Origin of the sequence: Saccharothrix sp. NRRL B-16314 (assembly GCF_000716595.1) — a bacterium.
Lineage (GTDB): Bacteria > Actinomycetota > Actinomycetes > Mycobacteriales > Pseudonocardiaceae > Actinosynnema.
The window spans coordinates 148174-169331 of the sequence record NZ_JNXC01000004.1 but is presented as its reverse complement, the minus strand read 5'-3'; the positions used below and the strand labels follow the sequence as shown (position 1 = coordinate 169331).

At 72.5% G+C, this 21158-nt stretch carries 20 protein-coding genes; 14 read left to right on the top strand and 6 right to left on the bottom strand.

Going from position 1 to position 21158, the window contains the following annotated elements:
- Positions 1 to 6: 6 nt before the first annotated feature.
- Positions 7 to 1503, top strand: coding sequence for a serine/threonine-protein kinase (locus OQ02_RS10640; protein WP_033438270.1), 1497 nt, complete (start codon positions 7 to 9; stop codon positions 1501 to 1503).
- On the opposite strand, the gene OQ02_RS10635 is transcribed toward OQ02_RS10640, so the two are convergent.
- Entirely contained in the window at positions 1500 to 2285 is a 786-nt protein-coding gene (locus tag OQ02_RS10635; protein ID WP_033438164.1) for an enoyl-CoA hydratase/isomerase family protein, read from the bottom strand. The genes OQ02_RS10640 and OQ02_RS10635 overlap by 4 nt on opposite strands.
- A gap of 76 nt (positions 2286 to 2361) precedes the next feature.
- On the opposite strand from OQ02_RS10635, the gene OQ02_RS10630 reads away from it, so the two are divergent.
- The 4 genes from OQ02_RS10630 to OQ02_RS10615 all read left to right on the top strand — a co-directional run bounded on the left by OQ02_RS10630 (position 2362) and on the right by OQ02_RS10615 (position 5399).
- Complete coding sequence (locus tag OQ02_RS10630) at positions 2362 to 2829, top strand: GNAT family N-acetyltransferase (protein WP_033438163.1); 468 nt, start codon at positions 2362 to 2364, stop codon at positions 2827 to 2829.
- A gap of 114 nt (positions 2830 to 2943) precedes the next feature.
- Positions 2944 to 3477, top strand: coding sequence for a LuxR C-terminal-related transcriptional regulator (locus OQ02_RS10625; RefSeq protein WP_231499954.1), 534 nt, complete (start codon positions 2944 to 2946; stop codon positions 3475 to 3477).
- 199 nt (positions 3478 to 3676) lie between these two features.
- Entirely contained in the window at positions 3677 to 4900 is a 1224-nt protein-coding gene (locus tag OQ02_RS10620; RefSeq protein ID WP_051772134.1) for an ABC transporter substrate-binding protein, read from the top strand.
- 34 nt (positions 4901 to 4934) lie between these two features.
- Positions 4935 to 5399, top strand: a complete 465-nt coding sequence (locus OQ02_RS10615; protein WP_033438268.1) for an SRPBCC family protein — start codon at positions 4935 to 4937, stop codon at positions 5397 to 5399.
- Positions 5400 to 5417: 18 nt separating this feature from the next.
- Here the strand turns inward: OQ02_RS10615 and OQ02_RS10610 are convergent, their stop codons facing one another.
- The 5 genes from OQ02_RS10610 to OQ02_RS10590 all read right to left on the bottom strand — a co-directional run bounded on the left by OQ02_RS10610 (position 5418) and on the right by OQ02_RS10590 (position 12323).
- Complete coding sequence (locus OQ02_RS10610) at positions 5418 to 6995, bottom strand: phytoene desaturase family protein (RefSeq protein ID WP_081915512.1); 1578 nt, start codon at positions 6993 to 6995, stop codon at positions 5418 to 5420.
- Positions 6992 to 8017 (bottom strand): NAD-dependent epimerase/dehydratase family protein, encoded by a 1026-nt coding sequence (locus tag OQ02_RS10605; RefSeq protein WP_033438160.1) that lies wholly within the window; start codon positions 8015 to 8017, stop codon positions 6992 to 6994. Before OQ02_RS10605 ends, OQ02_RS10610 begins: the two co-directional genes overlap by 4 nt.
- A gap of 18 nt (positions 8018 to 8035) precedes the next feature.
- Positions 8036 to 10354 (bottom strand): Tex family protein, encoded by a 2319-nt coding sequence (locus OQ02_RS10600; RefSeq protein ID WP_033438159.1) that lies wholly within the window; start codon positions 10352 to 10354, stop codon positions 8036 to 8038.
- A gap of 61 nt (positions 10355 to 10415) precedes the next feature.
- On the bottom strand, positions 10416 to 11195 hold the full coding sequence (locus OQ02_RS10595) for a hypothetical protein (protein WP_033438158.1): 780 nt from the start codon (positions 11193 to 11195) through the stop codon (positions 10416 to 10418).
- A 30-nt stretch (positions 11196 to 11225) separates the two neighbouring features.
- Positions 11226 to 12323, bottom strand: coding sequence for a PA2928 family protein (locus OQ02_RS10590; protein ID WP_033438157.1), 1098 nt, complete (start codon positions 12321 to 12323; stop codon positions 11226 to 11228).
- 120 nt (positions 12324 to 12443) lie between these two features.
- Here OQ02_RS10590 and OQ02_RS10585 point away from each other — a divergent pair, with 120 nt between their 5' ends.
- The 9 genes from OQ02_RS10585 to OQ02_RS10545 all read left to right on the top strand — a co-directional run bounded on the left by OQ02_RS10585 (position 12444) and on the right by OQ02_RS10545 (position 21039).
- Positions 12444 to 13763 carry a hypothetical protein gene (locus OQ02_RS10585; protein ID WP_156076968.1) on the top strand — a complete coding sequence of 440 codons (1320 nt, stop codon included), beginning with the start codon at positions 12444 to 12446 and terminating at the stop codon, positions 13761 to 13763.
- Entirely contained in the window at positions 13760 to 14767 is a 1008-nt protein-coding gene (locus OQ02_RS10580; RefSeq protein WP_033438155.1) for a hypothetical protein, read from the top strand. The genes OQ02_RS10585 and OQ02_RS10580 overlap by 4 nt, the downstream gene beginning before the upstream one ends.
- Positions 14764 to 17115, top strand: coding sequence for a hypothetical protein (locus OQ02_RS10575; RefSeq protein ID WP_033438154.1), 2352 nt, complete (start codon positions 14764 to 14766; stop codon positions 17113 to 17115). The genes OQ02_RS10580 and OQ02_RS10575 overlap by 4 nt, the downstream gene beginning before the upstream one ends.
- Positions 17112 to 18299: a CHAT domain-containing protein gene (locus OQ02_RS10570; RefSeq protein WP_197043274.1), complete on the top strand. Its 1188-nt coding sequence runs from the start codon at positions 17112 to 17114 to the stop codon at positions 18297 to 18299. Before OQ02_RS10575 ends, OQ02_RS10570 begins: the two co-directional genes overlap by 4 nt.
- Before the next feature lie 100 nt (positions 18300 to 18399).
- Complete coding sequence (locus tag OQ02_RS10565) at positions 18400 to 19014, top strand: hypothetical protein (RefSeq protein ID WP_156076967.1); 615 nt, start codon at positions 18400 to 18402, stop codon at positions 19012 to 19014.
- A gap of 47 nt (positions 19015 to 19061) precedes the next feature.
- Positions 19062 to 19526 carry a hypothetical protein gene (locus OQ02_RS10560; RefSeq protein WP_033438151.1) on the top strand — a complete coding sequence of 155 codons (465 nt, stop codon included), beginning with the start codon at positions 19062 to 19064 and terminating at the stop codon, positions 19524 to 19526.
- Positions 19527 to 19572: 46 nt separating this feature from the next.
- Positions 19573 to 19911 carry a hypothetical protein gene (locus OQ02_RS10555; RefSeq protein ID WP_033438150.1) on the top strand — a complete coding sequence of 113 codons (339 nt, stop codon included), beginning with the start codon at positions 19573 to 19575 and terminating at the stop codon, positions 19909 to 19911.
- Between the two features lie 23 nt (positions 19912 to 19934).
- On the top strand, positions 19935 to 20210 hold the full coding sequence (locus OQ02_RS10550) for a MerR family DNA-binding transcriptional regulator (protein WP_033438267.1): 276 nt from the start codon (positions 19935 to 19937) through the stop codon (positions 20208 to 20210).
- Between the two features lie 28 nt (positions 20211 to 20238).
- On the top strand, positions 20239 to 21039 hold the full coding sequence (locus OQ02_RS10545; RefSeq protein WP_033438266.1) for an LLM class flavin-dependent oxidoreductase: 801 nt from the start codon (positions 20239 to 20241) through the stop codon (positions 21037 to 21039).
- Positions 21040 to 21158 lie beyond the last annotated feature (119 nt).

Genomic DNA, 21158 nt, shown 5'->3' with positions numbered 1-21158 from the left:
GGTGGTGTGCAGCCACTGCCCCCGAACGCCCCGTCGCGGATCGGCGACTACACGCTGCTCGCCGCGCTCGGACGCGGCGCGATGGGCTCGGTCTACCTGGCCCGTTCACGCGGCGGGCGGCCGATCGCGGTCAAGGTCGCGCGGCCCGAGCTGGCCGACAACCCGGAGTTCCGCGAGCGCTTCCGCCGCGAGGTCGAGATGGCGCGGGCGGTCGGCGGGTTCTGGACCGCCACCGTGGTCGACGCCGACCCGGACGCCGAGCGCCCGTGGATGGCCACCGAGTACATCGCCGGCCTGAGCCTCCACCAGGCCGTGCTCGACCACGGCCCGCTGCCCGAACGCGCCGTGCGCCGCCTCGCCGCCGGCCTGGCCGAAGCGCTGGTCGCGATCCACGGCGCGGGGTTGGTGCACCGCGACCTCAAGCCGTCCAACGTCCTGCTGGCCGACGACGGCCCGCGGGTGATCGACTTCGGCATCGCCCGCGCCCTGGAGCACTCCGCGCTGACCGAAGCGGGCATCGTCTTCGGCACGCCCGGCTACCTGTCGCCGGAGCAGGTCGTCGGCCAGAAGATCACCACCCAGAGCGACGTGTTCGCGCTCGGCTCGGTCCTGGTCTACGCCGCGACCGGCGGCGGACCGTTCGGCGAGGGCGCCACGTCCGCGCTGGTCTACCGCGTGGTGCACCAGGAGCCGGACCTGTCGAACGTGCCGCCGAGCCTGGTGCCGCTGATCGTCCCGTGCCTGGTCCGGGAGCCGGCGCACCGCCCGACGCCCGCCCGGCTGCTGGAGCTGATCGGCCCGCCGTCGGCCGAGCCGTCCTGGCTGCCCGCGCGCATCCGCACCGTGGTCGAGCAGCGGCACACCGAGCTGGGCAACCTGCCCGCCAAGCCGCCGACCAGGGTCATGGTGGACGACCCGCCGCCCAAGCCGCCGACGCTCGTCACGCCGGTGCCCGCGCCCGTCCGGATCGACCCGGAGCACAAGGAGGTCCGGCCCACCGGCGTCCGGTTCAAGACCTCCCGCGTGGTGGGCGCGAGCTGGGCCTGCGCGAACCTGGCCGCCGCGCTCGTCACCGCCGCCATCGCGGACAAGAACGCCGGCGCGCCCGACGCGGTGCGGCTGGCCGCGTTCATCGGGTTCGTGCTGTTCGCGCTCGCGGCGGTCCGGCTGCTGATCGGCGTGGCCCGCTCGCCGCTCACGGTGGACGTCGGCCCGGACGGCGTCACGCTGTCCAACGGCAGCGAGTCGCGTCGCCTGCCGTGGTACGCGATCTCCCGCGTCAAGGTGGAGTCGCACCACGCCCGACCGTGGCTCGTGGTGTGGCTGGTCAGCGCCGCCAAGACCCCCGAATCGCTGGGCCGCGGCAGCTTCACCAAGCACAAGGGCGGCCTGCGCGTCTACCCGATCTCCCACGAGCGCTACCGCAAGCGCCGCGACCGCGACGTGGTCGAGCTGCGCTCCGCCCTGGCCTGGTACGGCTCGTCCGTCTACGACCCGCGCTAACGGCCGCTGAACGTCGCCTTGCCAGGCCCGTCGGCGAGGAACGACCGCACCGCGCCGCGCAGGTCGTCGGTGTCGAACAGCTCGGCCGCGATCGTCGTGACGTGCTCGTTCGCCTCGGCCACGCCGCCGCTCTCGAAGTGCGCCAGCACCCGCTTGGTCGCCGCGTGCGCCAGCGTCGGCCCGGTCGCCAGCGCGAGCGTGAACTCCAGCGCGGCGTCGTCGAAGCCCTCGTCCGGCAGCACCCGGTTGACCACGCCCCACCGCTCCAGCGTGGCCGCGTCGTAGAGGTCGCCGGTCAGCACGAACTCCTTGGCCCGGCCCACGCCGGCGCGCGCGGCCAGCCGCTGCGTGCCGCCCATGGTCGGCGTCAGCCCGACGACCTTCTCCACCAGGCCGAACTTCGCCCGTTCGGCGGCCAGCACGAGGTCGCACGCCACCGCCACCTCGAACGCCCACGTCAGGCACAGCCCGTGCGCGGCGAACACGGTCGGGAACGGCAGCGCGGCCACCCGGTCCGGCAGCTCCAGCATCCGGTCGAACAGCGCCTTCGCCTGCGCGGACGTGCGCTGCTCGGCGAACAGCCGTACGTCGACACCGCCGCTGACGACCTTGCCCTCGAAGCGGATCAGCAAGGCCCGCGCGGGTCGTTCCGCCAGGTCCTCGACCGCGGCCTCCAGCAGCTCCTGGAGCTCGGCGGTGTAGAGGTTCAGCGGGGGAGCGTCGACGGTGAGCACCGCCAGCCCTGCCGCGTCCCGCTCCACGCGGACCTGTTGCGCTGCCACGGGCGGTGACTTTACACGCGTCCGCAATGCGGAAAAACAGGTGTCCAAATGGCCCAATGCGGGTGAAAATCCGTCAGTGACTTCTTGGACCGTTCAGCCGGAGCCGGTTGACAGCGCACTCGCCGTAGCGGTGATCCGAACCTACCTGGCCGACATCATCACCCGGTACTACGGCCGTCCGGCCACGTCGGAGGAGGTGGACCAGGCGATCGCGGACGACCCGACCGACGATCTTGCGCGGTTCCTGGTGGCCCGCCGCGACGGCGTCGTGCGAGGATGCGTCGGGTTCCGCATGGTCGGTCCCGAAAGTGCGGAACTGAAGAGAATGTTCGTCGACCCGGCTGTCCGGGGCACGGGCGGGGGAGCGGCGCTGCTGTCCGCGGTGGAACGTGCCGCTGTCTCATTTGGCGCTCGGGTGATCCGCCTGGACACCCGCTCTGACCTGGTCGAAGCCCGCGCGTTGTACGCCAGGCACGGCTACCGCGAGGTCACGCCGTTCAATGACGACCGCTATGCGGACCACTGGTTTGAAAAGCAGCTATAGGGGTCATTGGATTCCCATATCCCTGTTGTGAGGTCACCCACTTGACAGTGTATAAACGCCCCAGTTGAGTATGCGGCGAAAGTCCGGCCGCGGAATGAAATGGGGATCAGTCCAGTGGCTTTCGCCGTTGAGTTGACATTTCGTGATGCGCGCCAGGTGCGGAGATCCATTCATCTCGCACACCGGGAATATTGGCGTCCGCTCGCCGAGCAGGGTGTGCTCGTCGGAACCGGCCCCTGGGCCGACGGTTCCGGCGTGCTGCTGATCGTGCAGGTATCGGACGACGCCGCTGCCCGGGACCTGGTGCGCGGTGACCCGTACGTGCGATCGCAGTCGATCGCCGAGGTGCGGATCCGTCAGTGGCACGTGCTGCTGGGTGTGCCCGAAGGTGAGCGTGTGCCGGGCATCGTCCGGCCGCGCGACGGGCAGACCGCGGAAGCGCGTTCGCGTGAGCCGCTGACGCCGCACGAGCACCGGATTGCGCTGATGATGTTGGAGGGGATGACGAACCGGCAGATAGCCGAGCACTTCTCGGTTTCCACCCGGGCCGTCGAACTCCACATCACCCGCATCTACCGGAAGCTCGACATCGGCAGGCGTGCGCAGCTCGCCGCGGCCATGCCGTGGGGACAGCGCTCTTACCTGTAGGTGTGCGTGCCGGTCAGGCGTGGTGCCGCGAGGACTGACGGGGACTCCCCGGCTCCTCGCGGCTTTCACGGTGGACGACGGGTACGGATCGACGCCCGAAAAGTTCACCGACCGTGCGGTATGTCACATCGTTAGGCGATGTGGACGACTTCTGTCAATACTCCTTACCCATCGGTAACCTGAGGGTAGGAGTCTTGTCGTGCGCAACTTCGTCGTCGGCTGTGCCGTGCTCGCCCTGGTCGGCGCGTCCGGCTGCGCGGCCGAGGACGAGCGGCCGGTCAAGACCGGTCCGGGCGTCACCGCGGACTCCATCTCGCTCGGTGTGCTGACCGACATGACCGGCCCGTTCTCGGCCACCTCCCTCATCAGGATCAAGGGCTACGAGCTGTTCCTGAGCGAGCTCAACGAACGCGGCGGCATCTGCGGGCGCAAGGTCGAGCTGAAGCAGGCCGACCATGGCTACGACGTCAACCGTGCGCTGGAGAAGTACTTCGAGCTCGAACCCGAGGTGCTCGGGTTCATGGACGTCACCGGCGCGCCGATGACCGCGGCCATCGAGCCGGACCTGATGCAGACCCGGGCCATCGCCGCGCCCGCGTCGTGGTCGGCGACCCTGCTGGGCAACCCGCACATGGTCATCGTCGGCACCACCTACGACCTCGACGTGATCAACGGGCTGGACCACTTCAAGCGGACCGGGCTGATCAACGACGGCGACACCATCGGGCACGTCCACGTCGACAGCGACTACGGCAACAACGCCGTCGAAGGCAGCGCGTTCGCCGCCGAGAAGTGGGGCATGCGGCTCATCCCGAAGGCCGTGTCGGAGACCGCCGACGTGTCCGCACGGATCGCCGAACTCCGCGCGGCGGGCGCGAAGGCGGTCGTCCTGAGCACGTCACCGCAGCAGACCGCGACCGCGGTGGCGACCGCCGAGCAGCTGGGCTGGGACACGCCGTTCCTGGTCAGCGTGGCCGGCTACGACCCCAGGATCCTCGAATCGCCCGCGGCGGCGGCCGTGGTCCAGCGGGTGCAGGTGGTGTCGCCGATCGCGCCGTTCTGGACCGACCTGCCGGGGCCGCGCGCGGTCGCGGAGGCGTTCACCCGCAAGCACCCGGACCTGACGCCGACCGGCTCCGTCGACCACGGGTACGTGGTGGGCATGGCGTTCGCGGCGATCCTGGAGAAGGCGTGCGCCGCACGGGACCTGACCCGCGACGGTGTGCTGCGCGCGTTCCAGGACACCAACGAGGTCGCGACGAACGCCCTCACCGGTGACCTGCGGTTCTCGCTGGTGGGTCGGCCGTCCACGACGAAGTCGTACGTCGCCCGGCCGGACCCGGCCACGCCCGGCGGGTTGGCCGTGGTCGCCAACCTGTTCGAATCCGATCTGGTGAAGCTGAAGGGCACGCGCGCCAAGTAGTTTCCCCCTGTCCGCCGGGGGAATCCGGGTGGGCATGATCGAGGTGCGCATGAACGTGCCGGCGTCCGTGGAACGGGTGTTCGCGGTGCTGGCCGACGGGTGGTCCTACGCGGGTTGGGTGGTGGGCGCCGCGCACATCCGCGAGGTCGACCCGGGGTGGCCCGGCACGGGCACCCGCATCCACCACAGCGTCGGCGGGTGGCCCCTGGCCGTGCAGGACGTGACCACGGTGCTGGACGTCGACCCGCCGCGGATGCTGGAGCTGGAGGCGCGCCTGTGGCCGCTCGGCGCCGCCCGCATCCGGCTGGAACTCGCCGAACGCCACGACGGCGCCGAGATCACCATGCTGGAGGAGGCCGTGAAGGGACCGACCGCCCTCCTCCCGACGCAGGTCCAGTCGTTCTACCTGACCCCGCGCAACCGCGAATCCCTCCGCCGCCTGGCCGACCTCGCCGTCCGCAAGGGCCCGAACGGCGGGTTGGGCAAGTGGGCCGGTTGACCCGGTCGGCCGCCGGAGCTAGTGGAACCGGCGGGACAGGGAGCGGATGAGCAGGCGGTAGGCGTCGCCGGCCAGGCCGTTGCGGGCCAGGGCGGCGCGGGCCGCGTTCGCGCCAGGGGCGCCGTGCACGCCGCCGCCGGGGTGCGCGGAGGCGCCGGCGAGGAACAGGCGGTCCACCGGGGTGTCGCTCCGGCCGAGACCGGGCACCGGGCGGAAGATCAACTGCTGGTGGATCGAGGCCGTGCCGGAGTTGATCGATCCGCCGATCAGGCTGTGGTTGCGCGTCTCCAGGTCCGCCGGGCCGTGCACGATGCGGGCCCGGACGAGGTCGCGGAAGCCCGGCGCGTGCCGCTCGACCAGCTCCTCGACCTGGTCCGCCCGCCGCTGGAGCTGGTCCGCCGACCACCGCTCACCGCGCGGCACGTGCGTGTAGGCCCACGCCGTCTCCGTGCCCGCGGGCGACCGGGTCGGATCGGTCGTCGTCATCTGACCCATGATCACGAACGGCGTGCTCGGCACCTGCCCGCACGCGATCTCGGTGGTGGTGAACGCCAAACCGTTGAAATCACCGCCCAGGTGCACGGTGCCGGCGCCCCGCGCGCCGACCGCGGTCCACGGGATGGGACCGTCCAGCGCCCAGTCCACCTTGACCGTCGCGTCGTCCCACTCGAACTTCCCCAGGTCCGCCACGAGCCGGGGCGGCAGGTGCTCCGACCCGACCAGCCCCAGGTACAGCGTCGGCGCGGGCACGTCCGCCAGCACCGCCTTGCGCGCCCGCACGAACCCGCCGTCCGCGTCGCGCACGCCCAACGCGCGCCCACCGGACACGATCACCTGCGTCACCGGCCGCCCGCACCGCACGACGCCACCCAGCCGCCGCACCATCGCGCCCGTCAGCGCGCCCGCACCGCCCTCGGGCACGGGAAACCCGACGTCCTGCCCGAGCATCGACAGCAGCCACCCGAACGCCATGCCGCCCGCCTGGTCCGGCCCCAGGTCGGTGTGCATGGCGTTGCCCGCGAACAACAACGGCGCGCCCTCACCCGAGAACCGCTCGTCGCCGAACGACCGCACCGACTGGAGGAACGACCGCGCCAACCGCAGCCCGCCGCCGACGCCCAGCACCCCCGCCAGCGCGGCACCCGCCCGAACCGGCGGGAACGGCCGCATCAGCGCCTCGACCAGGTGCCCCCGGACCTGCCGCCACCGGTCGAACTCCGCCCGCCACGCGTCGCCGTCACCCGCGCCGAACGACTCCACCGACGCCGCCGTCCGGTCCAGGTCCTGCGACAGCACCACGGCCCGGTCGTCCGGCAGCACGTGGGCCAGCACGTCCGGCGCCCGCCGCCACCGCAGCCCGTGCCGCTCCAGGTCCAGCCCGGTGATCACCGGCGACGCCGCGCCCAGCGGGTAGAACGCGCTGAACAGGTCGTGCCGGAACCCGGGCTCGGTCAACTCGGCCGTCCGCACCGCGCCGCCCGGCTCGTCCGCGGCCTCCAGCACCAGCACGTCCCACCCCGCGTCGGCGAGCAGGTTCGCCGCCACCAACCCGTTCGGACCGGACCCGATGACCACGGCGTCCACGACATCGCTCAACGAACATCTCCCTGGCTCTGATGAACCGGCCGACCGAAGCCCAGTCTGCGCCACCAACTCCTGCGCCGCGGCGCGAGCGGACCCCACGTGCCACGCCCCTCCGCGACCGCCGTCACGAACGACTCAAGCGCCTCCTGCGGCGCGTGCTCGGGCGCCCAGCCCAACGCCCGCAGCCGACCGCAGTCCACAAGGGACACCTGGTCGGCCAACCGCAACCACCCCGGGTGCGCCGGCTGCAACCCGAGCCGCCACGTCGGCCAGGCCACCGCCCGCAGCACCACCAACGGCACCGGCAGCAGGAAACCACCGAAGGCGCGGGCGAACTCGGGTGCCCGCAACGGCGGATCGGCGGCGACGTTGAACGCACCCACCGCGTGCCGCCGGAGGATCACCACGATCGCCCCCGCCACGTCCTCCGCGTGCACGACCTGCGCCCGCAGCCCCGGCCACAGCGGCACCGGCAGCCACCGCCTGCCCAGCACCCGGGGCGGGATCAACGGGCTCAGCGACCACCGGCCGATCTCCGCACCCGCGTCGGGCTGCACGACGGCGCTGGGCCGCACCACCGCCACCCCCGCGCGCCCCTCCAGCATCCGTTCCAACTCGACCTTCTGCGCGCTGTAAGCGCTGCCCGGCACGCCACCGCGAGGCCAGTCCTCGTTCACCGGCGTCGACGACGGCGTGTACGCGGCGATCGACGACGCCACCACGACGTGCGGCACACCCGCGCGTTCCGCCGCACGCAGCACGTGCGCGCTGCCGGTGATGTTGGTGCGCCGCATGTCCGGCTCACCCGGCGCGGGCTGAACCGCCCACGCCAGGTGCACCACCGCGTCCGCGCCCTCGAACGCCCTGCGCAACACCACTTCGGCGGCCGGTGCCCCGATATCGCACGTCACCCAACCGGGCGAATTCGGTGGCACCCGCCGCGCGACGCCCACCACCGAGTCACCCGCGTCGGTCAGCACCCGGCACAGGGCCGTTCCCACGTTGCCGCTGGCACCCGTGACGACGACCTTCATGCCTGCCGGGTACCCCCGTCACCTCCCGCCAAGCCCCGCCCGGCGCAGCGCCTCGGCCATCGCGCCGTTCGCGGGTGGGCGCTCCTGCTGCCGAGGCTTGCCCCCGTTGCCCTGGCCGCCGCGCTGACCGCCCCGCTGCCCACCGCGCTGGTTCTGCTGCTGCTCACGCGGCGGCTTGCGGCCCGGCTCGTCCTCCAGGCGGAGCGTCAACCCGATGCGCTTGCGCGGGATGTCGACCTCCAGCACCTTCACCCGCACCACGTCACCGGACTTCACCACGTCCCGCGGGTCCTTCACGTACGTGTTGGACAGCGCCGAGATGTGCACCAGGCCGTCCTGGTGCACGCCGATGTCCACGAACGCGCCGAAAGCGGCCACGTTCGTCACCACGCCCTCCAGCACCATGCCCGGCTTGAGGTCGGAGATCTTCTCCACGCCGTCCGCGAACGTCGCCGTCTTGAACGCGGGCCGCGGGTCGCGCCCCGGCTTCTCCAGCTCGCGCAGGATGTCGCTCACGGTCGGCAGGCCGAACTTGTCGTCGACGAACTCCTGCGGTCGCAACGACTTCAGCACCGCCGTGTTGCCGATCAACTGCTCGCCGCCCGCCCGCTCCTGCATCCGGCGCACCACCGGGTACGCCTCGGGGTGCACGGAGGAGGCGTCCAGCGGGTCGTCACCGTTCGGGATGCGCAGGAAGCCCGCGCACTGCTCGAACGCCTTCGGGCCGAGCCGCGCCACCTCCTTCAACGCCTTGCGCGAGCGGAACGGGCCGTTGCCGTCACGGTGCTGCACGATGTTCTCGGCCAGCCCGGCGGTGATACCCGAAACCCGCGTCAACAGCGGCACGGACGCCGTGTTCAGGTCGACGCCGACCGCGTTCACGCAGTCCTCGACCACCGCGTCCAGCGAGCGCGACAGCTTCGCCTCGGACAGGTCGTGCTGGTACTGGCCGACGCCGATCGACTTCGGGTCGATCTTCACCAGCTCGGCCAGCGGGTCCTGCAACCGGCGGGCGATGGACACCGCGCCGCGCAGCGACACGTCCATGCCGGGCAGCTCGGCCGCCGCGAACGCCGACGCCGAGTACACCGACGCGCCCGCCTCGGACACCACGGCCTTGGTCAACTTCAGGTCCGGGTGCCGCTTGAGCAGGTCGCCGGCCAGCTTGTCGGTCTCGCGCGACGCGGTGCCGTTGCCGATCGCGATCAGGTCGACGTCGTGCTTCTTCGCCAGCAGCGCGAGCTTCGCGATCGACTCGTCCCACCGGTTCGCGGGCACGTGCGGGTAGATCACGTCGGTGTCGACGACCTTGCCGGTCGCGTCGACCACGGCCACCTTCACGCCGGTCCGGAAACCCGGGTCGAGGCCCATCGTGGCGCGCGTGCCCGCCGGGGCGGCCAGCAGCAGGTCCCGCAGGTTCGTCGCGAACACCCGCACCGCCTCGTCCTCGGCGAACGCCCGCAGCCGGGACCGCAGGTCGATGCCGAGGTGCACGAGGATCCGCGTCCGCCACGCCCAGCGGACCGTGTCGGCCAGCCACCGGTCGGCCGGACGGCCGCGGTCGTCCACCCCGAACCGGGACGCGATCCGCGCCTCGTAGCCGGTGGGCTCGTCCTCGTCGGCCGGGTCGAACTGGAGGTCGAGCACCTCCTCCTTCTCGCCGCGCAGCAGCGCCAGGATCCGGTGCGACGGCAGCTTGGCGAACGGCTCGGAGAAGTCGAAGTAGTCGGAGAACTTGGCACCGTCCTCCTCCTTGCCGTCCCGCACCTTCGACGCGAGCCGTCCCTGCGTCCACATGCGTTCCCGCAGCTCACCGATGAGGTCGCCGTCCTCGCCGAACCGCTCGACCAGGATCGACCGCGCGCCGAGCAGCGCGGCGGCCACGTCCGCGACCTCCTCGGTCACGTACGCCTGCGCCACCTCACGCGGGTCCTGCGTCGGGTCGGCCAGCAGGCCTTCCGCCAGCGGTTCCAGCCCCTGCTCGCGCGCGATCTGGGCCTTGGTCCGCCGCTTCGGCTTGTAGGGCAGGTAGAGGTCTTCCAACCGGGCCTTGGAGTCGGCGGCGTGGATCGAGGCCTCCAGCGCCTCGTCCAGCTTGCCCTGGGACCGGATGGATTCGAGCACAGCCGCCCGACGTTCTTCCAGCTCGCGGAGGTAGCCCAGGCGCTCTTCCAGCGTGCGGAGCTGGGTGTCGTCCAGCGCGCCGGTCGCTTCCTTCCGGTATCGGGCGATGAAGGGGACGGTGGAACCACCGTCGAGCAGGTCGACGGTGGCGCTGACCTGCTCGGGCCGCACCCCGAGCTCCTCGGCGATCCTCTGGTGAATGGCTGTGGTCACAGCGAGCCATTGTGCCTTGCCCGACCGATCACGTTCGGGCACCCCGACGCCGCTCACCGGGCTACGGCACGAGGCTGGTGAGGATGGCGACGTCCGACTCGTCGTGCGGCAGGTACTTGACCTTGACCACCATGCCGGGCTGCACCCGGGCGATCGCCATCGGCGGCAGCTTCTTGTCCTGCGAGACGTCGAACGTGGTGCCGTCCGGGCGGGTGACCCGCATGGTCAGGCGCAGCGCCGAACGCCCGTCGGGCAGCTGCCCGGTCGGGGTCATGGCGAGCACGATCGCGGTGGCGTCCACGCCCTGCTCGGTGATGCGCAGTTGCTGCGGCGTCAGGAACCCCTTGGCCACCTGCACCCGGTCCAGCGCGGCCTGGAGCTCGTGCGCGGGGGCGTCGGTGGCCAGCGCGACCCGGCCGTCGGGCAGGTAGCGGACCGGGAGGATCGCGTCCGGCACCACCAGCGCCAGGTCGGTCAGGTCCACGACCTGTCGCGCGGTACCGGGGAACGTGCGGCCGTCCGCGGTGTCCACCCGGAGCCGGATGTCGAGCTGCGGCTGGTCGTTCACGGTCAGGCCCGTCCGCGCGACGCCGACGACGGTGCCCATGCCGATCGGGGCGTCGCGGAACTCCTTGGGCACGCCGCCGGTCAGCGCGGCGAAACCGCCGGCGAAGACCTTGTTCAGCGAGAAGAGGGTGGGCACGACGGACATCAGGATGATCGGGCCGACCAGCCAGCCGTTCAGCCAGTCGGTCACGTCGTCGCCGGCGAGGCCGCCCGCGACCCAGGTCGCGGTGAGGGCGAGGCCGGCGCTCAGCGCGAACCAGGTGATCACCTTCATGGTCTTGGTCCTTCCGGTAGCTGCTCGGGATTACTGGTGGGAGCCGAAGAAGTCGGCCAGGCCGACGGCGAGGGCGATGACCCGGCCGTCACCGCGGGCCGCGGCGAACACGTCGCCGACGGCCACCGCCGTGACGCCGTCCGGGCCGACGAGGGCGCGGTCGACCCGCGAGTCGACCGGCAGGGTGGCGGTGACCTGGCCGGTGGCCAGGGACACCAGGCTGAGCGCGATGCCCTGGTCGTTCACCGAGCGCTGGTGCTCGACCAACACGTGCCCGGTGGCCACGCCGACCGCGGTCACGCCGTCGACCACCAGTCGGGCGCCGTGGAACGCGGTCGTGCCGACCGGGATCACCCCGCCGTCCGCCGTGACGCGGATCAGCACCGCGCCCGGCGTGCCGCCCGGCGCCTGCCGCAACGCGACCCGTTCGGTCGAGCCGGGGTTCATCGCCGCTTCGACACCGGTCGCGGTGGGCGGCGCGGCGGGACTGCGCTCGACCGAGAGCCGACCCGACCACTCCGCGGCGGTCGGCGCGTCCACCGGTGTGGCCACCAGCTGGTCCAGCCCGATCGCCAACACCCCTCCGGTGGCGTTCATGGCCAGCACCCGGCGGTTCTCCGGGTCGTACGCGTAGGCGGCGCGGGCGGCGACGAACTCCCCGCCGAGCCCTTCGACGTCGTCGCCCTCGGCCACCAGCTCCCCGTCCGCCAGCCCGACCACGAAGAGCCCCGAGTCGGTGGACAGGTAGGCGTAGCGCTCCCCGGCGGCGAGCACCGACGCCTCCCAGATCAACTGGTCGGACAGCTGCGTGTCCCACAGCACCTCGCCGGTGGCCGGGTCGGTGGCCGCGAGCCGCACCTGGAACATGTCCTGCGTGATCATCTGGAACATGCCGCGCACGCCGTGCCGCGCGTAGGGCGCCAGGACCACGTCCCGCCCCTCGACCTCGGCGAACGCGAACCCGGGCTGCACCTCGATGTCCGGGTCCGGCGACAGCAGGTACGAGCCGCCGAAGAACAACCCGGCGAACAGCACCAGCGGCAGCGCGAGCGGCAGGATGCTGCGGCGAGGACGCCGGGGCGTCTCGTAGGGCGTGGCCGGCGAGTACTGCGGCGGTGTCTGGTACATCGGTTCCCCCTTCCGGTGGTGATGGCGGAAGCATCGGCCGCGGAGGGCGCCTACCGATCCCAGGAACGGGGTTCGCAAGACCGCCACCAGCGGCGATGGAGATCGAGTAGGGTCGGCGGGGTGGGCACCGCGCGAGCTGCGACGGCGACGCTTCCCCGCGGCTCGGTGGTCGCGCGGGCGTGGGCCGCGCTGGGTGACGCGGTCGCGCCGCTGAGCAACCCGGCGGGCAGGCCGCTGACCCGCACGGTGAAGCTGATCCTCGATCCGCTGGTGCTGCGGCCCGTGTCGAACCCGGAGTTCGCGGCGGGCGCCATCGCGGTCGAGCACGTCGACGCCCTGCGGTCCCGGATAGCCGACGCGGGGCCCGTGCTGGCGGCGACCGCCCGCTGGTTCGTGGTGTTGAAGAAGGAACGCCGGCGGCAGTGGATCACCGACGGGAACCCGCAGGACCTCTACTTCCAGCGCTGCTTCGAACTCGCGACCGGGCACGGGCCGCCGGGGCCGGACGCCGACCGGGTGGCGGCCTCGGTGCTCGCCGAGGTGCACGGGCAGGGCGGGCCGACCGTCGCCGGGCTGCGCGACTTCGTCACCGATCCGGCGAACGCGGAGGAGCTGAACCGGCAGCTCGACGCGGCTTGGGCAGCGGCGGGTGCAGCGGCGAATGCGGCGGCGGACGCAGCGGTGGACGCAGCGGTGGACGTGGCGGTGGACGTGGCGGTGGACGTGGCTCGGCCGGCGGTGATGGCGACCGACGGGTTCCTGGCCACCTGCGCCGTCGCGCCGGACCGGGCGCTGTTCGGGGAGCTGGTGGTGGGGTCGGCCGGTTCGGCGGGCGCGGCGGAACTCGACCGGCCGGGTGTGGCGCTGGCGCACGGGTTGACCGACCGGGACCGGCCCGTGCGGCCGGAACTGGGGCGGAGCGCGTCCAAGCGGAACCTGCCCAAGCCGTTCGACCGGTCGGTCCTCGAACGCCTGTTCGCGCCGTTGACCATGGCGTTCGGGCGGGACGGGCTGGCCGACGTGCCGACGTTGGTGCGGCGGGAGATCAGCCGGTCGGCCGGCGCGTGGCAGCTCGGGGACGAGGAGAGCCGGCTGGTCCTGCTGCTGGGGCGGGACGCCTCGGCCGGCCTCGTCGGGCGTCCGTCGGGCGCGCCCGGCACCGCTGCCGCGCGGTTGAGGTCGCGGTGGGAGCGCGAGGCGTACGTGCACCGGGTGCTGCGGATGCCGTCGGCCGTGCCGCCGGAGGTCCGGGCGGACGTGCACGGCGTGCGGGAGGCCTACCTGCGGCGGTTGTGGGTGCGGCTGCACGGTCGTGAGCTGCGGGGCGAGGCCGTTGCCGCCGAGCAGGTGTGGGACCTGCTCGACGGTGTGCTGCGGTCGGTGATCCTGGACCAGCGCGATCGGCTGCGGTCGGCCCTGGAACGGGAGGCCGTGGCGTGAAGGTGTCCCGTTCGGTCGAGGTCGTCGTCGGCGACTGGCCCGCGTCACCGGAGGTCGCGGCGGTGGTGGAGGCAGCGGGGGCGGTGCTGGCTTGGGACGTCCTGGGTGGTGGCGCGGTGCCCGCCGCCCGGGTGCACGACCCGGTGCGGGCGGCCGAGTGGCTGTGGGAGGTCTACGGGGACGCCGCCGACGCGATCCTGGGTGACGCGGACGACGTGGACGTGCCGGACGTGGGCGATTGGCAGGTCCGTGACGCCTGTCGGGTCGTGGCGCAGCTGAACTGGGCCGAGGCGTGGTGGCCTGCTTCCGCCGTGGCCGGTGTGCCCGCGTTGGACTCCGGTGTGCTCGGCGCGGAACGTGCGGTGGCGGTGTCCACTGTGGAGCACGTGCTCGACGACCCGGACGCGGTGGAGCGGGCGTTGGCGTCGGTGGTGCCGCTCGACGTGGCGGCTTCCGATCCGGGGTTGGCCGCGTTGGCGGGTCGGGTCGCCGCGCTGGCCGACGACTACGGGGTGGTGCTCGCGCCGGCGGCGGTGCCTGACCGGTCGGAGTTCGCGCTCGCCGCCGGTGGAGCAGACGGGGTGGGTGGAGTGACCGTGCTGAGCGGTGTGTCCACTGTGGACTGGGCGTTGGTGCCGCAGGGCGTGGTCGACGCCGCCGCGCCGGCCGAGTGGGCCGTGGTGCGGCGACAGGGGTCGACGGTGCTGGACGTGTCCGTCGCCGCCGGGCCGCGGCCGGGGCGGTTGGCGGCCAGGATGGGCGAGGTCGACGTGGCGTTGGACGTGGTCGACGGGTTGGGCCGGATCACCGGCTCGGCGCCCGTTCCTCCCGCGGTGTTGTTGCTGCCGCCCGATCGGCGGGTGGTGACCGTCTACGCGCCCGGTTTCGCCGTTCCCGCCTTGCCCGAGCCGGGCGCGGAGGCGCGACGTGCCGCGATCATCGAGTACGCGCGGTCCCGGGTCGGTTCGCCCGGTGCGACGGCGACCGAGCGGACGGCGCGGTGAGCGAGTGGTCGGACCTCAACGACGAGGGCGTGCTGCTGGCGGCGGACGGTGACGTGGTCGGTGCGCGGGCCGCGCTTGAGGCGGCGCTCGCTGTGGCGCCCGCCGAGGACCGTGCGCAGTGCCTGCTGAACCTGGCGCACGTGGTCGACTTCGCGGGTGACCGGCAGCACGCGGTGGACCTGCTGACCGAGGCGATCGCGGTGGGAGAGGGTGAGGTCCGGGCCGCGGCCGTCGCGTCGCGGGCGGACTTGCTGCCGTGGCTCGGCCGGTGGGATGAGGCGTGGCGGGACGTGGAGGCCGCGCTGGTCGACGCCGGACCGCCGGAGCAGGCGGTGCTGCGCAACACGCGCGTCGCGCTGCTGATGATGGCCGGTCGGCTCGCGGAGGCGGCAGAGGAAGTCGACGCCGTGGTCGGGCTCGTGGCCGAGCACGCGCCCGAGTACCTGGGGCACGTGTACACCAACCGGGCGATCCTGGCCGAGGAGGCGGGTGACGGGCAGCGCGCGCAGGTCTACCGGATGCTGGCCGATAACCGAGGGCAGCAGCAGCAGCTAGGGCCGCGGTGGCTGCGGTTCGTCGAGTTGAACGCCGAGGGCGCACTACTGGCGTCGGCGGGTGACGCGGCCGGTGCGAGGGCGGCGTTCGAGGCGGCATACCGCGAGACCACGGAATTGTCAGACCCCTTCGGCATAATGAAATCAGGGGACCCCCTGGCGGGGACCTCTGCGCAGCGATCCGCCGGTGCTGGTGCCGATTCCGGTGCTGATTCCGATTCCGGTGCCGGTGCCGGTGCCGGTGCGGGTGTTGATGTCGAGGCGCTGGTGTGCCGTGCGGCTGTGGCCGGGAACCTGGCCGGGGCGTCCGCCGACTACGACGAAGCGCTGCGGTGGAGCACTGAAGCGGTTGATGCGGCGCGGATCGTGCTGGACCTGGTCGGCGATGCGTACGGCACGTCGACGGTGCTGATGAACGCGTTGGTGTCCCGCGCGGTGTCGTACCACGCTCTTACGCGGCTGGTCGAAGCGTTGGCGGACTTGGACGAAGCGGTCGAGGTGTTGGCGACCGCGACTGCGACCGCGACGGCGTCGGCAGCGGTCGAACGCGGGCAGTCGGTCGAAGATGGGCATGTCGAAGGTGGGCAGGTCGAGGGCTGGCAGTTGTTCGAGGTGGCGGTGCGGTCCACCCGGGCCCGCGTGCTCGTCTCCGGCGGTTGGTACGCCGAAGCGGCTGCCGAGGCGCGACTCGCGTTGGACCTCGCGTACGCCGCCGCGCCGTCGTCGGCCGCGAACGTCCACCTGACGTTGGCGGAGGTCGCGAGCTCCACCGGAGACCTCGTCGACGCCGTCGAGCACCTGACCCTGGCCCGCGACCTGTGCGCCGCGACGGGTGACGTCGGCGGCGAGGCCACCGCCACGCTCAGCCTGGCGCGGTTGGCTTATCTCGCGTCCGATGCCGACCGGGCCGACGCGCTGTACGGGGAGGCGGAGGGCCTGCTGGTCGACGACCCGCACCGGCTCGCGGCGTGCCTGTGCGGCCGGGCGGCGGTCGCGGTGCTGCGGGGTAGGTCGCACGAGGCGTTGGTGCTCCTGGACCGGTCGGACGCGTTGCTCGGTCCGGCGATGCCGCTCGGCCAGGTGGCGGTGCAGCAGATTCGGGGCGCGGCGTTCGAGACGTTGGGGGAGTTCACGGCGGCCGAGTCCTGTTACGCCGGGGCAGCGGCGGCGTGCGAGGCGGCCGGGCTGTGGCACGTGGTGCTGGGGATGACCTGGTGGCGCGCGGACGCGCTGGTGCGCCGGGCTGCGGCGGCAACGGGCGAGGAGCGGCGGGCGATCGGGCTGCGCGCGCTGGACTTGGCGTTGCCCGCGGCACTCGCGTCGGAGGCGGTGCGGCAGCGGTTCCCGCACGGGCCGCTGCGGGAGCGCTGGGTGGCGTTGGCCTCCGCCCCCGCGATCCGGTCGGCGTTCCTGGCCATCCGGGCGGTCGAGGACGTCCCGTTGGCGGCGGAGTACATCGACCACATCGCAGGCGCGGTGTCCCTCAACGCCGTTTCCCTGGACGCCGTGGGCACGTCGGTGGAACGCGGCGAGTTGGTGATGCTGCCCGAGCCACCAGCAGCCGAACCGCCGGCAGCCGATCCGTTCACTGCCGAACCGGCCGTGGAAGGGCACCTTCCGTACGCCGCTTCGGGGTTGGTGACCGGTGGCAGCGTCCCCGCGGGCGGGTTCGAGTTGCCGCCGAGGGTCAGGCTCGACCCGGAGGTCCGGACCGCGCTGGACGCCTGGATCGACCTGGCCGAAGAGCGGTACGGGGTGCCGGTGCGGTCGGAACGGGCGGTGGCGTCGTGGTGACCGTGCAGCTGAAGCTGGTCGACGCGGGCGACCTGTACCTGTCGTGGCGGTGGGAGCACGAACCGGACCGGCCACGCGTCCAACTGGTGCCGCGCGAGAACTTGCAGGGGCTGTTGGACGAGTGGGCGGCGGCGGTGCCGTCGCCGTTGCCGGGGGAGAACGTCGACCAGGCGTTGCGGCGGTCGCTGACCCATGGGCCGTTGGTCGACCACGCGCGTGAACTGGACCTGTCGACGCGGCTGTTCCGCGGGTTGTTCCCGACGCCGTTGGCGATCGAGCTGAACTCGTGGCTGGAACAAGGAATCCGGCCGCACCTGCGGGTTCAACCGTCCCCGTCGACCGCGCTGGTGCCGTGGGAAGCGCTGCGCGTGGACGAGGGTCTACGGGCCGTGCACGAGCTCGACGTCTCCGTGCTGCCGCCCGCGACGGTGGGCAACGCCACGGGCCGTCGGGTGACCCCCTTCGATCCACAGGGGACGGTCGTGGGCGTGCTGGACCCCAAGGTGCCCGGGTTCGCCGACGCGTCCGGCCTGGGTTCGGTCCTCGGCCGGGTCACCCCGGAACTGGCCGCCCTGGCGCTCACGCCGGGTGGGGTGCGCCGCGACGACCTCGACCGCGACTACCTCGAAGGTGCGCTGGCCACCGCCACGCGCTTCCTCTACGTCGGCCACGTCACCACCGGCGGTCACGGCCTGGACGCGCGGCTGCACCTGTCCTGCACGGCGGACACCGAGGGCCGTGCCGCTCCGCTGGGCGCGCACCGCCCGCTGACCGCCGCCGACATCGTGCTCGGGCACCGTCCCGGTCCGGTCCGGCCGTGGCGGATTCCCAACCGGGTGGCGCTCGTGGCGTGCGAGAGCGGCGGCGACCTCCGCTTCGCCGAACCGTCCGGGCTGGTGACGGCCATGGTCCACGGCGGCGCCGAGCACGTGACCGCGACCAGGTGGACGTTGCCGACCGACGAAGGGCTGTCCCGGCTCGTCCCCGGCTTCCCGTCGAGTCCCGTCCTGGCGCCGACCGTGGTGGCGATCGACGCCGCCCACCGGTCCGCGAACCCGGTGACCGCGCTCAACGACTGGCAGCGCGCCGCCGCGACCCGCTGGGAGGAAACGGGCGACCTCACCTGCTCCCCGCTCGTGTGGGCCGCGTTCACCACCACCTGGGCGCCCGGTCCGCGGAGGTAAGACCGCCAGGAACAGCGGGAACCTCCTTGACGGATTCGTCGTCCGCTCTGCCTGTTCTGCTCGTAATGTCCTCTTCGCACGAGAAAGAGGGGGTCTGGGGATGAGGGCGTGGTGGATCGGTCTTGCGGCCTTCTCCGTGCTGTGCGGAGTCGCCACCGGCTTCGCGGGGGCGGTGCTCGGGAACTGGGCGGCCCTGCTCGCGCTCGCGGGAGCGGCCGGGGTGGTGGTGGCGACGGTGAACCTGCGACGGGAGGACGGCTTGCGGATGGCCGCGGGGCTGGTCGGCCTCGCGTTGCCCATCGTGTCGGTGGTGAGCGCGCAGACGGCGTGGCTGGCCGTGACCGGTGAGCCGGCCGACTGCGTCCTGGTCGACGAGCGCGCGGCCACGCGCGAATACAAGGGAGCAGTGCCGCAGACGTACGAGTTCGACTGCGACGGCGAGCGGTTCACCATCACGGAGCGCAAGGACATGCATCCCTTCGAGGTGGGCGATCGGGTGGCACTGGTGCTGGATCGGAACCGCGTGATCGAGCCCGGCCTCGCCACCGCGCCCGCGAACATCTCGATCGTCGCGCTGCTCCTCGCCGGCGTCGTCGGTTTGTCGTTCCTCGTGGCGTTGCAGGCCCTCCCGTCCCGGCCGCCGCCGAAGCCGCGGTTGCCGGACCAGACCGGACCGCCGACGGACGGCCTCGTTCCGCGAAGGTGGGACCGGTAGGGGGTTCGCGGCGCCTAGCGTCATCGGCACTGCGAAGGGGTGAGGAAGTGTTCGGATCAAGGGATGACGCGCTGTACGCCAGGGTCCAGGAACTGGAAGGCCGGGTCGAGCGCCTGACCGGCTTGCTGGGCACCCTGCTGGACGACGGCGATCGACACGCACGGCTGATCGAGCTGGCGGAACGGGCGGAAGGCGCGCTGCGTGCGCTGGAGGCGCGGTCGGGGCTGATGGGGATCGGGGAGCCGCGCTTCCAGGCCGCGCTCGACACCGTCTACCAGGCCAAGACGTTCGGGTACGTGGCGGTGTACTTCGTCGGCGGCCGGACCGCCCGGGTGCGCCTGCTGATCGGTCCGCACAACCCGCCCGACACCAGCGTCGGCTGTGCGAACTCCGGTTCGGACATCAACTCCTACATCGGCGGCATCGTGCGACCAGGCGAGTACTGGATGGCCGCCACCCACCGGCCCGGGCTGAAGTCCGGCTTCGAGTGCCTCTTCACGCCCCTCTTCTAGCCGCGCACTTGAATCCTGTACCCCCGTACGGGCTTACCGTGGACGCATGAGCACAGACGCGCTCGAACCCCGGACGGAGTGGGTGCCGCAGTCGTGCACCCTGCCGACGGCCGAACGCCCGCTGCGGGTGGCGGAGTTCGACGAACTGTTCAGGACGTCCCTGCGCGGCTCGGAGCGCATCGCCCCGACGTGCCTGCGGATCACCCTCGACCCGACCCCGGAGGTGGCGGCGCGGGCCGCGTCGCTGGCGTTCAGGGAGACCGGGTGCTGCTCCTTCTTCACGTTCGCGGTCGTCGTCACGGCGGGGGAGTTGCGGCTGGACGTCACCGTTCCGGCGCCGCACGTGGACGTGCTCGACGCGCTGGTGCCCGAGGAGTCGGCGTGAACGGGCCGCTGCCCAGTAGCACGTTGCGCAGTAGCACGCTGCGCAGCGGTCAGCTGGCGGAAGCGGCCGGGGTGAACCACCAGACGCTGCGGTACTACGAGCGCCGGGGGCTGCCGGCCGACCCGGACCGGACGCTGGGCGGTCACCGGCTGTACCCGCCGGAAGCGCTCACCGTGCTGAGCCGTGACGTGTTGCGCAGCGCGGTGGCCGTCGGCTGCGACGACCTGATCACGTGCGCGCACACGCCGTCCTGCCCGATCCCGTTCACCGACACCCCTCCGGCCGACGGCTGCTGCTGACCGGCCGGGGATGTGGAACGCTGCCGTGATGCGTTGCGGGATCGTGTTGCCGTTCTTCGACGCGCCGGAGGTGGCGTCGTGCGCGGAGCTGGCGGAGGAGTGCGGCTGGGACGGCGTGTTCCTGGCCGAGGCGGTGTGGGGTGTCGACGCGTGGGTGGCGTTGACGGCGGCGGCCATGCGGACGTCGTCCGTGCGGCTGGGGACCATGCTGACGCCGTTGGCCCGGTTCAAGCCGTGGGACGTGGCGTCCAAGGTGGCGACGCTGGACCGGTTGTCCGGTGGGCGGGTGCAGCTGTCGGTCGGGCTGGGCGCGCTGCACCCGGGGTGGACGGCGTTCGAGCGTGAGACGAGCCGGGCCGAACGGGCGTTGCTGCTGGACGAAGGGCTGGCGGTGTACGACGGGCTGATGCGCGGGCAGCCGTTCTCGTTCAGCGGGCAGCGTTACGAGGTGCTGGAGACCGACTTCTTCCCGCCCCCACCGCCCGTGCAGAGGCCTCGCGTGCCGGTGTGGGTGGTGGGCGCGCACGGGCGTTCGGTGTCGATGCGGCGTGCGGTGTCGTGGGACGGGTTGTTGCCCAACGTGATCGCCGACGACGGTGCGCGGGAACCGTCGAGCCCGGAGGAGTTGGCGGCGGTGGTGGTGGAGGCGCGGGAGCTGCGCACGTCGCTCGGGCTGCCGTGGGACGGCTACGACGTGATCGCCGAGGGGACGGCGACGAACGTGCGCGAGTGGGCCGACGCGGGCGCGACCTGGTGGATCGAGTCGGACTGGGAGACCACGGTCGACAGCGTGCGCGACCGCATCACCACCGGACCACCGTCGACCTGACCACTGTGACCTGACCACTGTGACCTGACCACTGTGACCTGACCACTGTGACCTGACCACTGTGACCTGACCGCTGCCGCGAAGCCGAAGCGCGCACTACTCCACACGGGCGCCCTACG

Bases quoted from the DNA above. Each gene is read 5' to 3' on its own strand.
- OQ02_RS10615 (WP_033438268.1), top strand. From the start codon at position 4,935: ATGATCGAGGTGCGCATGAACGTGCCGGCGTCCGTGGAACGGGTGTTC.
- OQ02_RS10590 (WP_033438157.1), bottom strand. From the start codon at position 12,323: ATGTACCAGACACCGCCGCAGTACTCGCCGGCCACGCCCTACGAGACG.
- OQ02_RS10605 (WP_033438160.1), bottom strand. From the start codon at position 8,017: ATGAAGGTCGTCGTCACGGGTGCCAGCGGCAACGTGGGAACGGCCCTG.
- OQ02_RS10595 (WP_033438158.1), bottom strand. From the start codon at position 11,195: ATGAAGGTGATCACCTGGTTCGCGCTGAGCGCCGGCCTCGCCCTCACC.
- OQ02_RS10555 (WP_033438150.1), top strand. From the start codon at position 19,573: ATGAGCACAGACGCGCTCGAACCCCGGACGGAGTGGGTGCCGCAGTCG.
- OQ02_RS10565 (WP_156076967.1), top strand. From the start codon at position 18,400: ATGAGGGCGTGGTGGATCGGTCTTGCGGCCTTCTCCGTGCTGTGCGGA.
- OQ02_RS10545 (WP_033438266.1), top strand. From the start codon at position 20,239: ATGCGTTGCGGGATCGTGTTGCCGTTCTTCGACGCGCCGGAGGTGGCG.